The sequence below is a fragment of the Roseibium aggregatum IAM 12614 genome, assembly GCF_000168975.1.
GTDB lineage: Bacteria > Pseudomonadota > Alphaproteobacteria > Rhizobiales > Stappiaceae > Roseibium > Roseibium aggregatum.
This window is the reverse complement of sequence record NZ_AAUW01000010.1, coordinates 16,626-28,510: the sequence shown is the minus strand read 5'-3', so window position 1 is coordinate 28,510 and position 11,885 is coordinate 16,626. Positions and strand designations below refer to the sequence as shown.

The 11,885-nt window shown below is 61.4% G+C and carries 8 protein-coding genes; 3 read left to right on the top strand and 5 right to left on the bottom strand.

All coding sequences use genetic code 11. The features are described 5' to 3' along the window. The first annotated feature begins 54 nt into the window (after window positions 1–54). A complete protein-coding gene (locus SIAM614_RS30600; protein ID WP_006935571.1) occupies window positions 55–651 on the top strand; it encodes a DUF805 domain-containing protein in 597 nt (198 codons plus the stop codon). A 93-nt stretch (window positions 652–744) separates the two neighbouring features. Here SIAM614_RS30600 and SIAM614_RS14530 read toward each other — a convergent pair whose 3' ends face one another. The 5 genes from SIAM614_RS14530 to SIAM614_RS14510 all read right to left on the bottom strand — a co-directional run bounded on the left by SIAM614_RS14530 (window position 745) and on the right by SIAM614_RS14510 (window position 7,751). Then, on the bottom strand, window positions 745–2,118 hold the full coding sequence (locus tag SIAM614_RS14530) for a TRAP transporter large permease (RefSeq protein WP_006935570.1): 1,374 nt from the start codon (window positions 2,116–2,118) through the stop codon (window positions 745–747). Further along, entirely contained in the window at window positions 2,115–2,759 is a 645-nt protein-coding gene (locus tag SIAM614_RS14525) for a TRAP transporter small permease subunit (RefSeq protein ID WP_006935569.1), read from the bottom strand. Before SIAM614_RS14525 ends, SIAM614_RS14530 begins: the two co-directional genes overlap by 4 nt. Window positions 2,760–2,835: 76 nt before the next feature. After that, complete coding sequence (locus SIAM614_RS14520) at window positions 2,836–3,852, bottom strand: C4-dicarboxylate TRAP transporter substrate-binding protein (RefSeq protein WP_006935568.1); 1,017 nt, start codon at window positions 3,850–3,852, stop codon at window positions 2,836–2,838. A gap of 675 nt (window positions 3,853–4,527) precedes the next feature. Next, window positions 4,528–5,922 (bottom strand): sigma-54-dependent transcriptional regulator, encoded by a 1,395-nt coding sequence (locus SIAM614_RS14515; protein WP_006935565.1) that lies wholly within the window; start codon window positions 5,920–5,922, stop codon window positions 4,528–4,530. Then, a complete protein-coding gene (locus tag SIAM614_RS14510; protein WP_006935564.1) occupies window positions 5,919–7,751 on the bottom strand; it encodes a sensor histidine kinase in 1,833 nt (610 codons plus the stop codon). The genes SIAM614_RS14515 and SIAM614_RS14510 overlap by 4 nt, the downstream gene beginning before the upstream one ends. A 156-nt stretch (window positions 7,752–7,907) precedes the next feature. On the opposite strand from SIAM614_RS14510, the gene SIAM614_RS14505 reads away from it, so the two are divergent. Together SIAM614_RS14505 and SIAM614_RS14500 are read left to right on the top strand one after the other, a co-directional pair. After that, a complete protein-coding gene (locus SIAM614_RS14505) occupies window positions 7,908–8,741 on the top strand; it encodes a universal stress protein (RefSeq protein ID WP_006935563.1) in 834 nt (277 codons plus the stop codon). Between the two features lie 300 nt (window positions 8,742–9,041). Beyond that, window positions 9,042–11,771, top strand: coding sequence for a bifunctional acetate--CoA ligase family protein/GNAT family N-acetyltransferase (locus tag SIAM614_RS14500; RefSeq protein WP_006935562.1), 2,730 nt, complete (start codon window positions 9,042–9,044; stop codon window positions 11,769–11,771). The last annotated feature ends 114 nt before the right edge of the window (window positions 11,772–11,885 follow it).

The following is an 11,885-nucleotide window of genomic DNA, read 5'->3' as shown; positions in this document are numbered from 1 at the left end:
CCTCGCGTAGCGTTATCTCCGTTCTGACAAGATATTTTCGGACGGGGGATACGCATGCCGGCGCAGCGCAAGCAGTTTGGAAGACGGGGTCTGGACCGGCAGGTCCCGAGCCAGTGGGGCCCGAACCAGAGCAGCTATTCGAGCAACGACGGCTATGCGGCGACTGCCGGTGCCTATGCTCGCGCAGGCGGCGCAGCCATTCAGGTGGCCGGCGACAGCGGCGGTTCCCTCATAGACGCGGTGATGCAATGCCTTGGGCTGTTTTTCAGCTTCAAAGGCCGCACCGGCCGCCTCGGTTATTGGGGGATCGGCACCTTCAACCTGGTCATGATGATGGCTGTCCTCTTCGCCTACTTAACGGCAATCCAGGACGAGCTGCAGAATTACGCAAATTCGGACGAACTGCTTGCAAGCGGCAGCGTGCTGACCATGTGGCTGCTGATCCTGCCGTTTTTCGTTTCGAACCTTGCCGTACAGGTTCGCCGTTTTCACGACAGGGACGTATCGGGCTACTGGCTGCTTGTCTGGTTCATTCCGATCGTCGGCAGTTTCTTCGCCCTCGTCCAGGGGTTCGCCAACATGTTCTTTTCCGGCACACCGGGACCGAACCAATACGATACGCCGCAGAGCCAGGCTCACATCTTCGATTAACCCGAACCCGGGGCATTTCCCCGGCCTGCAACAAAAAACGCCGCCGGAAAGAAATTCCGGCGGCGTTTTGTTTTCTTGCTCTTGGCTTTCCCGTCAGGCCATCAACTCGGGCAGGATGGTGATGATCGACGGAAAGGCCAGCAGCCCCGCGATGGTCAGCACGTCGGCGACGAAGAACGGAACGCAGCCCCGGAAGACTTCCTGCACCGGAATATCCGGACGCACACCCGAAACCACGAAGCAGTTCAAGCCGATGGGGGGTGTGATCAGACAGAGCTCCGCCATCTTCACCACCAGAATGCCGAACCAGATCGAACAGGCCTCGCCCGACATGCCGAAGGCACTGTCTGCCGCCGAAACCCCCTCGCCGCCGTTCAGCGCCATCACGGCGGGATAGACCACCGGCAGCGTCAGAATCAGCATGCCGATCGCATCCATGAACATGCCGAGCACGGCATAGGCCAGAAGGATGCAGACCATCACCACCCAGGGGGAATAGTCCAGCGCGACGATGAAGTCCTTGAAGGCATCCGGCAGGCCGGCAAAGCCCAGGAAGCGCACGTAGACAAGCACGCCCCAGATCAGGGTGAAGATCATCACCGTCAGTTTCGCGGTTTCATGCAGGGCCTGACCGAGCTGCTTGGTGCGCATGCCCTTCATGAAGGCAACGATCAGCACCACGAAGGCGCCGAGCGAACCGGCTTCGGTCGGGGTGGCCAGACCGAAGAAGAACGAGCAGAAGATGATCGCGACGACCGCGATGATCGGCAAGGTGCCCGGCACGCTTTCGAAACGCTCTTTCCAGGTGAAGCCGCCGACAGGCGGTGCGTCTCCCCGCCAGGCGGAAACGCCGACAATGATACCGACATAGATCAGCGCGGAAAAGACGCCCGGCAGGAACCCTGCAATCAGGAGCTTTCCGACAGATTGCTCCACCAGAATGGCGTAGATCACCAGGATCGCAGAGGGTGGAATGAGCGAGGCAAGCGTGCCGCCCGCGGCAACGACCGCCGCCGACAGGCGCTTGGAATAACCGGCCGCCAGCATTTCGGGAATGGCGACCCGCGCAAAGACCGCAGCCGTTGCCACCGATGCCCCGGACACGGCCGCGAAACCGGCAGTGGAGAACACGGTACCGACGGCCATGCCGCCCGGCAGCCAGCCGAGCCAGCGTTTTGCAGCTTCGAAAAGCTGTTTGGTAAAGCCGGCGTAGAAGGCAAGGAAACCGATCAGAATGAATGTCGGCAGCACCGACAACGCATAGGTAACCGACTTGGAATGGGGGATCGTGCCTGCCATCTGCAAGGCGACGAAAAAGCCTTTCGAGAAGCCCATCTTCAGCGAGAACAGAATGATGAGGCCAACCAGGCCGGTAAAGGCCGCGGCAAAGGCCACGCGAACACCCAGAATGACGAGCACCAGCAGAACGCCGGTCATCAGGAGGCCAACTTCAAACGGCGTCGTCATCGCGCGCCTCCTTCTTCAACGTCGTCGCCAAAGACTTCTTCGATCTCGTGTTTGGCGTGTTCTTCGACTCCCTCGATCATCGGCACGCAGAAGGCCTCTCGCGTCGGATCGGCCACGAGACGGGCGTATCCATAGATCTGCATGCACAGACGCAGGAACAGGAGGCTGAGCGCAACCGGCACCATCAGCTTGGATGGCCAGGTCGGCAGGCGGATGTCCATGGTGCTGTCGCCGATCGTCCAGGACCGGTCGAAATGGTACCAGGAGCCCCAGATCAGGAGGGCGACCGTCAGGGCGATCAGGATGACGCCGAGCATTTCGCAGATGTAAAGCGTGCGACCGCTCAACTTGCCGAGCACGATTTCCATGCGGATATGACCGCCAACGCGTTGGCAATAGGCGATACCGGCAAAGGCGAAGATGGCCATGGCCTGTTCGGTGATGTCGATGAAGCCGGGCACAGGGGTGTTGAAGACCAGGCGGCCGATGACCTGAAGCACGGCCAGCAGCATCAAGGCCAGGATGGATCCGGCAGCGAACAGGTTGAAGGCATTCTCGACGTGCGCGAGCCAGCCGTCAAACCGGATATAAGTGACCGGGCGCTCCGAGACGGAACGTCCTCCGGGATCGATTGTGTTCATGAGTTAAGCCCCGAGCATTGGCTTCCCGGCGCGGATCGCGCCGGGAAGAGTGTGGATCAGTCCAGGCTGGCCGGGCTTATTCCGCGAGGGTCGACTTGACCATGTCCAGGATGTCCTGCGCCGGCAGACCGTTGGCGGACTGCTCTTCGACCCAGGCTGCCTGGATCGGACCGGCCTTTTCGGCAAAAGCGGCCAGTTCGGCATCGGAGAACTCGACCTGGGTCACACCGCGGCTTTCCAGCTCCGGCCACCACTTTTCGTAGACCTTGTCATAGGTCTCCAGATAATGGGCCAGCGCCGGCTCAACAGAGCTGTCGAGAGCTGCCTTGAAGTCGTCCGGCAGGGCGTTGTAGGCGTCGATGTTCACGATCACCGGGCACTGCACGGTTCCCGGGTTCAGGTTCTTGGTCCACCAGTTGGCGACTTCCACCACCTTGAACGACAGATGCGCATGCGGCGCGAAGCTCGCAGCCGCCACTGTGCCGGAATCGATTGCCTGATAGGTTTCCGAAGCCGTCACGGACGTCGGCACCGCGCCGACAGCTTCCATCAACTGGCCGATACCGCCCAGAGCACGCACGCGCATGCCGTTGAAATCGGAAATCGAGCCCGGCACATCGCCCTTGCCGGCGAAGTTGTACTGTGGCATCGGCGAAGGCATCAGGGCCTGGGCGTTCCAGCGGGCCAGGTCTTCCTTGACCGCAGGATGCTCATACAGCTTCATCGAAACCTTGATTTCCTCATCAAGGTCCTTCACGCCCAGGAACGGCAGTTCCAGCACCGTCAGGCTCGGGTTCTTGTCCGGGTGATAGGAAGCGCAGATCTGCGCCATTTCGAACGCGCCGAAAGAAATGCCGTCGAGGTTCTCGCGCGACTTCGACAGGGCTTCGCCGTATTGAAGTTTGATCTCGAACTTGCCGTCCGTCTTCGCGGCCACTTCTTCAGCCAGCTTTTCGACATGTTCGGTAAACGCACGGCGCTTGCCCCAAAGCGACACGTTCCAGGTGACATCAGCGGCAAAGGTTTCGGTGGCAAAGACCAGAGACAGCGCAGCCGCGGATACAGCGGTTGCGGATTTCAGTGAAAAGAGCATGCAATCCTCCCAAGATGTTTGCTCATTTCCCTGGCAACTCGGCCTGAACGCCTCCGCGCACAAGCCCGTGCCAAGTCGATGATCCACTAGCATGACCCGTGCCAGTTCTTGCTGGCAACACTTTCCGGCAGGAATTGGTGTTTCTTTCCACGCCGCGCCGGATTTGCTGCAGTGCAGCTCGGCAAGATCTTGCCGACACCCCGATCCGCTCGGCGGATTTTCGCCGGTTGGGTGGTCGGGGGCTCTTGCTTGCCCCTCTGTCTTTGCCAGGCTTCAAACCACCCTCTCATTTCCCCAAAACCTCATCCTGAGTGTCTGACCCGAAAGTGGTGCCCGGGGAGACTGCCTCAACCACATTTGTCATTCCCGCGAAAGCGGGAAACCAGGACTCCGTGAGGTAAGTCTTGAGCCTATAAAGCAAACTCATGCGGTTCCTGGGTCCCCGCTTTCGCGGGGATGACAACTGAGAAGGGCGCAAGTTCGTGACAGATACCATGACAATTGCGTCCTTTGACACTTTCGAGTCAGACTTTGAGGAGGACCGTCAGGTCCTTCTCGAAGGACGGGCAGCACACTCAGGAGCAAGCGGCCCATCCTTCGACACAGTGCTCACGCGCTTCGTCAGGATGAGGCTGAATGTGAGGGAATCGCTCGGGGGAATGCTCTGAGGAATGCCTACCCTTCCACACTCTCGGCATTGGCCTGATCGCGGCTGAGGCCGAGGCGGGTCATTTTTTCGTTGAGGGTGCGGCGTGGCAGGTTGAGCTCCTGCATCACATCGGCCATCCGCCCGCCGTGACGGCGGAGCGCGCCTTCGATCAGGTTGCGCTCATAGGCGTCCATGAGCTCCTTCAGACCTCCACCGGTGGGAACAGGGCCCGTCTCCCGCTGTCCGGTCACGAGCTCTTCCAGCGGCCGCGGCGCGACCGGGGCATTGAGTACGAAGCGTTCGGCGGCGTTGCGCAGCTCCCGGACGTTGCCCGGCCAGCCATAGGTTTGCAGGAACGCCTCGTCGCGTGCGCTGGTCGCCGGGGCATCCAGACCGTAATGGGCGGCGAAGCGGTTGAGGAAGGTATCGAACAGCAAAAGTGCGTCGCGGCCACGCTCGCGCAACGGAGGTACGCGCAGTTCGATCGTGTTCAGCCGGAAGAGCAAGTCTTCACGCAATCGGCCGGTGCGCACCGCTTCCCTTGGGTCGATGTTGGCTGCGCTGACCAGACGGATGTCGACATCGACGGGCCTTGTGCCGCCGACACGATCCACCTTTTTCTCCTGCAGAACGCGGAGCAGTTTCGGCTGGAGTGCCAGCGGCATGGAGACGATCTCGTCCAGAAACAGCACACCGCCGCTGGCCGCCTCGATGCGGCCAATCCTTTGCCTGTCGGCGCCGGTGAAGGCCCCCGCCTCATGGCCGAACAGTTCCGCCTCCACCATGGCCTCCGGCAGGGCCGCGGCGTTGATAGCCATGAAAGGCCCATCCTTGCGCGCGCTGAAATCATGCAGGGCCTGGGCAATCACTTCCTTGCCGGTGCCGGTTTCGCCGGTGATCAGAACAGAGGCATCGGTAGCGGCGAAATGCAGGATCTGCTGGCGCAGGGCCTGCATGGCGGGGCTGGTACCGATCAGGCGGCTTTCCAGCCCGGCGCTGTGGTGAAGCTGCGTGCGCAGTGAACGGTTTTCCAGAACGAGCGCCCGCCGGTCGCAGGCCCTGCGCACAACATCGGCAATGTGATCCGGATCGAACGGCTTTTCGATAAAGTCGTATGCGCCCGCCCGCATTGCCTCAACGGCCATCGGTACATCGCCATGACCTGTGATCAGCACCACCGGAAGATCCGCATCAAGCGCACCGATCTTGCGGAGCAGCGACACGCCGTCGTCCCCCTCCAGCATCACGTCCGAAACCACACAGCCGCCGAAGTCAGGGGACAATCCGGCGAGCGCCTGTCCGGCCGTTGCAACTTCCCGGGTTTCGAACCCGGCAAGCCTTATCCATTGCCGTAGCGCCGCGCGCATGGACGGGTCGTCATCGACGATAAGAACTGGAATTTTCTGGGAAAGATCGGTCATTCTGCGGCTTCCGGTTCCCGTTCGTTCCTGGCGCTGGACGGCGTCTCACCCGCCTTTTCGCTGGCCTTTTCACCAGCACTTTCACTGGCCCTTTCACTGGGCAACGCAGGCAGACGCAACTCGAAGACGGCGCCCCTTGGGGTGTTCGATCGCACCGACAGACTGCCGCCCAGGTCCTCCGCAAGCCGCATGGATATGGCAAGGCCAAGCCCCATGCCGCCGCTGCTGGTCTTGGTGGAAAAGAACGGGTCGAAGATCCGCTCCTTCAGGTCTTCCGGAACGCCGGGGCCATTGTCGGATATCTCCAGCACCAGCTCTGCCCCCTGCCGGCCCGCACGCAGCCGAACTTCGCCAGCCTCTTCACCCGCGCTCGCATCGGCACCGTTGCGCAAGAGATTGACCAGGATCTGCTCGATCCTGAGCGGTGCGGTTTCCGCTTCCAGCGGATCGGCCGGAAGGTCCAGTTTCAGGCTGCAGCCTGTCTCCTCGAAACGGGGACGAACGATCTTTTCGGCGGTCCGCACACTTTCAGTCAGGTCGATCTTCTCGATCCGGCTTTCGCCGGGCCGGGCGAAACGCTTCAGTTCCTGCGTGAGACTGGCCATGCGCATCTGCAGGGAATCGATCTCGTTGAGGTTTTCCGACGCGGTTTCCGTATCGCCCTTTTCCAGAAACTTGCGCGTGCCCGCAACGAACATGCGCAAGGCCGCCAAAGGCTGACTGAGCTCATGGACGACGGCCGCCGACATCTCGCCAACGGCTGCAAGGCGGCTGGAGCGGGCAAGGCCGCGCTGCGCTTCCAGGAGCTCTTTTTCAACGCGCCGCCGCTCCTGGATTTCCTCCACCAGGCGGGTATTGAGTTCCTTCAGTCCGGCCGATTCCTGGCGCAGCAACACAGAAGCCTTGCGCAGACGCCAGCCGCGCAGAACCAGCACGATAACTGCATAGACGAGACACAGCGTGATGGTTGCCGCCCAGATCGGCAGCACGCTCTTGCGGGTTTCTTCCACCGGAACCAGGAAATGCAGGGTCCAGCCGAGCAGGCCGACCTCCGCCGAATTGTGCCGGTAGTCCTTACCGCCGATGACAAGCTGCTGCTTCGCCTCATCCCGCTTGTCGCTGACCGGGGACAGTTCCCGTCCGGCATATTGACGAGTGGCCTCGATCATCTGGCGCACTTCCTCCGGCAGGACCGTCAGCGTCCGGTAGCGCCAATCGGGCTGGCTCGACAGAAAAATCACGCCATTGTCGTCAGAGGCAAAGACGGTCTCACCGCCTTCGGCCCAGGCTTCTTCCAGGGGGCCCATGTCCACCTTGACCACAGCCACACCAACCGGCTTGCCGCTGACCGGCGTCGGACGGGCCAGGAACAGGCCCGGCTCGTGCGAGGTCGCACCGATTGCAAAGAACCGACCTTCCTCGCCTTGAATTGCCGATGTGAAGTAGGGCCTGAAACCGTAATTGCGGCCAACCAGTGAAAATTCGTCCTGCCAGTTGCTGGCAGCCAGCGTCGTGCCCTCGGCGTTCATGACATAGAGCAGTTCGGCACCCGAGTTTTCAGCCATTTCCTGCAGGAACCGATTGGCGCTTTCCGACGGCTGGCCGAGGCCGAGCGCGGAGGTCGCCCTCGGGTCGCGGGCAATCATGTAGGGCAGATAGCGGTACTTCTGGTATTCCCCCAGAATCGTCTGACGATAGAGCGTCAGCCGCTCGGCGGCCTTCCTGTCAACGCTGTCCTCGTCCATCTCCATGAAGAGCTGAACCAGCATGAAAGCGGCCGCCACGAGCAGCAGGGGTGGCAAGGCCAGATAGAACCAGCGTTTCGACATGGTTCCATATTGCGCATTTTTTTCGTTCCCGCCACCCGCTGGACACAGGCCGCGTGCATTGCGACATTGATGCGCGTCAAGGACACACCACATTGACACCTATAGATTTTTGACGAGGCTGGATTGATGAGATGATGCCGGCCGCAGGAGGGATGTATGCCTATCAAAGATATTTTGACCGTTCTGGATCTCGCAGGTGACCAGCCGGCCGCCAAATACGCACTCGAATTCGGCCGCAACTACGATGCCCATGTCACCGGACTGGCGGTATCCTTCGAGCCGGTCGTTCCTGCATTTGCAGCCGCGCCGATGCCGGTTGACTATTTGCAGGCAGCGCACGAACAGGCCGTTGGCGCGGCGACCGAGGCCAAGAAGGCGTTCGACGAGCTGGCCCGTGTGGCCGGTGTGAAGAACGAAAGCCGGCTTGCGGAAATCCTGACCGGCGGCCCGCTGGAAAACGTGCTGGTGCACTGCCGGCCGACAGACCTTGTGGTGATCGGCCAGGCCAATCCGGACAAGCCGGAACCCATGCGCGAACTCCTGATCGAGACGGTTCTTTTCGAAAGCGGCGTCCCGGTTCTACTCGTACCCTATATCGGCAGCAAATCCTTCCAGCCGCAGAACGTGCTGGTCGGCTGGGACGGCAGTTCCACCGCGACACGGGCCATCCACGCGGCTCTTCCCGTTCTGGAAAAGGCGGACAAGATCACCGTCCTGGTTGTCGAGAAAAAGGCCACCAAGGCAACCGGCCAGCCCGGCGCCGATGTCGCCAACTATCTGGCCCGCCACAACATGAATGTCACCATCGAGGTGATCAGCAATCCGCAGACAAGCATTGCCGACACGGTTCTCAACCATGTCTCCGACAACAGTAACGACCTGGTCGTGATGGGCGGTTACGGCCACAGCCGTATGCGCGAGTTCCTGTTCGGCGGAGCAACCCGGGAAATCCTGGAAGCGATGACCGTGCCGGTACTGATGGCGCACTGACGCATAAGCACACCCGCAATCGTTGAGATTTTGCGATGCAAAAAACCCGCGAACCTGACACACTCCGGTCCGCGGGCTTTTTTTGACCGCGCCAAAGCGCAAGAAGACTGGGACGGTGCGCAAGTGCTCTTGAGCGAAAAAACAACAAGCCGTTACCGGCTCAAGACGCAGACAAGGCAAGTCCCTCGTGTGCAGCCTTTCTGCTGTTTCTGGCTGCGTGCCCGTGAAATGTGTGGCCCATGACCTAGGTTCGTTTCAAACGTCTCGTTCCTTACGCTCGTTTTTCAAGGAATCGATCTCATGACCATTCGCAACCTCGACGGTTTCTTTGCGCCAGGATCGATAGCCGTTATCGGCCCCTGCCGGCACCCGGGCGTCTTGACCAGCAAGCTGGTTTCCTGCCTGCAGGACATAGAGGCCGGGCATCCGGTGACACTTGTCGGGATCGACGAGGTTGTTCCTTTCAAGGGCCGCAAGGCTGCCCGGCTGGACGATCTGGAAAAGATGCCGGATCTGGCGATTTATCTCGCCAAGGCGGAAACACTGCCGGCAACGATCCGCGTCCTGGGTGCAGGTGGAACCAAGGCCGTGCTCATCCCTTCCCCCGGATTTGAAACCTGGCCGGAAGAGCTTCTTCAGGAGTGCAGGGAAGCCGCACAGGCAACCAACCTGCGCCTGATCGGGCCAGGCACCCTTGGTCTTGCCGTGCCTGCAACAGGGCTCAATGCGCTTCTCAGCGCCGAACGTCCAGAGAAGGGGGAAGTCGCGTTTTTCTCCCGCTCCGGGGCCGTGCTCAACGCAACGCTTTCCTGGGCGAAAGCCCATCGCACCGGGTTTTCCGCCGTGGTGTCGCTCGGCGCGCGGATGGATGTCGATATCAGTGACCTGATCGATTATTTCGCTCAGGACTATCACACCCGCGCCATCGTCCTGCACCTGGAAGGCATCGCCGTTCCGCGCAAGTTCATTTCCGCCGCCAGGGCGGCGGCGCGCAGCAAGCCGGTGATCGTGATCCGCTCCGGCAAGAGCCGGGACTCGGGCGGCACGGGCCGCACCCACGCCGGCCGTCTTGCGCGCACGGACCGGGTTTACGAGACCGTCTTTCGCCGCACCGGGCTATTGCGCGTGCATGATCTCGATGAAATGTTCGAGGCGCTGGAAACCCTTTCCCACATCCGCGTTCCTCAATGTAACAAGCTTGCCGTCATCGCGAACGGACGGAGCCTTGCCAGCCTCGCCGTCGACAGGCTGATGGATCTGGGGGGCTCGTTCGCCGAGCTTGGCCCGGACACACGGGCAGCCCTCGAGGACACCAGCCGCAGCTATGCCGGTCTGTCGGTGACACCCGCGGCCGGTGGTTCGGTGATCCTGAAAGAGAACGTCACGCCGGAACAGATCACCGAGGCGATCGTGACTGTGCTGAAAGACCCGAATGTGGATGGCGCCGTCGTGCTGCAGGCGGCCAGCGCCTTTCAGCCCTTGTCCGCAATCGCAAAGGCAATTGCAGATGCCGCGGCCCTCGACCGCCGCCGCACCGGGCGGCGAAAGGCGCTTGTGGCCGGTCTTATCGGCGGCGACGGCGCGACACGGGCCGCTCTTTCCGAGGCCCGGATTCCAAATTACGCCAGCCCGGCGGAAGCTGCCCGCAGCCTGATGCATCTGGCCCACGATGCACAGGCACGCGAATTCCTGATGGCGGCCCCGGCCAGCCTGCCGAGCACGTTCTCACCAGATGTCGCACGGGCGCGCGGCATCGTCGCCGCCGCCCTTCAGGAAGACCGCACCTGGCTCAATCCGCCGGAAGTGGTCGCGATTCTGGAAGCCTATGACCTGCCGATCATGGCGACCGCCATGGCTGCAACGCCGGAAGAAGCGGCACAAGTGTCGGAACCGTTCTTCAAGACGGCGGCTCATTGCGTTGCCAAATTGATCTCCCCGGACCTGCCGTTCAAATCGCGGATCGACGGTGTCCGGCTTGGTCTGGAAAGTCCTGAAGCCGTTCGCAAAGCTGCTCAGGAGCTGATCCAAAAAACCCGGCGGGACTATCCGGACGCGCGGATTGACGGGATCTCCATCCATCCGATGCTGGAAGACCGGCATGGGCTGGAACTCTATATGGGCGTTGCCGAAACACAGGACTTCGGCCCGGTGCTGGTGTTCGGCCACGGCGGCACGGCCATCGAGGAAAGCGAGGACATCGCGCTGGAACTGCCGCCGCTTGATCTCAACCTTGCCGAGGCGCTGATTGCCCGAACAAGGATCGCCAGGCTTCTGGACGGCGGGCCGGCGCGCCCGGCTCTGGACAAGGCAGCGCTTGCCGAAGCGCTTGTGAAACTCTCCCAGATCACCGTCGACATTCCGGAAATACAGGAACTCGACATCAACCCGCTGGTTGCCCTGCCAAGCGGCCTGATCGGCCTTGATGCCCGCATGACCTTGTGCCACCCGGAAAAGCGTCCGGGCCGCACCGGCAGGTCCCGTCTTGCCATTGCCCCCTATCCGCAGGAATGGGAACAGAGCGTCAAACTGAAGGATGGGCGCGATATTTTCATCCGGCCGGTGCGCCCGGAAGACGAGGACCTGTTCAAGACGTTTTTCGAGCAGCAGACGCCAGAGGATCTGCGCCTGCGCTTCTTTGCGCCTGTGCGCGATTTCAGCCACCGGTTTCTGTCGCGGCTGACCCAGCTCGATTATGCCCGCGCCATCGCCTTTGCAGCCATCGAGCCGAAGGACGGCAGCTTGCTTGGCGTCGTCCGGCTGCATGCCGACCCGGATCACCAGACCGGCGAATATGCGGTCATGGTGCGCTCTGACCTGAAGGGCCAGGGACTTGGCTGGACCTTGATGAAACTGCTCATCCGCTATGCGAAGGTGGACGGGATCGAGGTGATCAAGGGCGAGGTGCTGAAGGAAAACACGTCGATGATCTCCATGTGTCAGTCGCTCGGCTTTTCGGTCGGAACCTCGCCGGACGATCCCGGCATCGCTCTCGTCACGCTGCCTGTTGCGGAAGTTCCGGAGCAACTCTGAACGCACTGGACAGGGCGCTGCGCCAGTATTTTCGGTTCTCAGCTTCGCATGACTGCACCGGCCTGCCTCAAACAAAAAACGCTCCCCGCAAGGAGGAGCGCATTGTGCGGCCGA

Bases quoted from the DNA above. Each gene is read 5' to 3' on its own strand.
- SIAM614_RS30600 (WP_006935571.1), top strand. From the start codon at position 55: ATGCCGGCGCAGCGCAAGCAGTTTGGAAGACGGGGTCTGGACCGGCAG.
- SIAM614_RS14530 (WP_006935570.1), bottom strand. From the start codon at position 2,118: ATGACGACGCCGTTTGAAGTTGGCCTCCTGATGACCGGCGTTCTGCTG.
- SIAM614_RS14525 (WP_006935569.1), bottom strand. From the start codon at position 2,759: ATGAACACAATCGATCCCGGAGGACGTTCCGTCTCGGAGCGCCCGGTC.
- SIAM614_RS14520 (WP_006935568.1), bottom strand. From the start codon at position 3,852: ATGCTCTTTTCACTGAAATCCGCAACCGCTGTATCCGCGGCTGCGCTG.
- SIAM614_RS14515 (WP_006935565.1), bottom strand. From the start codon at position 5,922: ATGACCGATCTTTCCCAGAAAATTCCAGTTCTTATCGTCGATGACGAC.
- SIAM614_RS14510 (WP_006935564.1), bottom strand. From the start codon at position 7,751: ATGTCGAAACGCTGGTTCTATCTGGCCTTGCCACCCCTGCTGCTCGTG.
- SIAM614_RS14505 (WP_006935563.1), top strand. From the start codon at position 7,908: ATGCCTATCAAAGATATTTTGACCGTTCTGGATCTCGCAGGTGACCAG.
- SIAM614_RS14500 (WP_006935562.1), top strand. From the start codon at position 9,042: ATGACCATTCGCAACCTCGACGGTTTCTTTGCGCCAGGATCGATAGCC.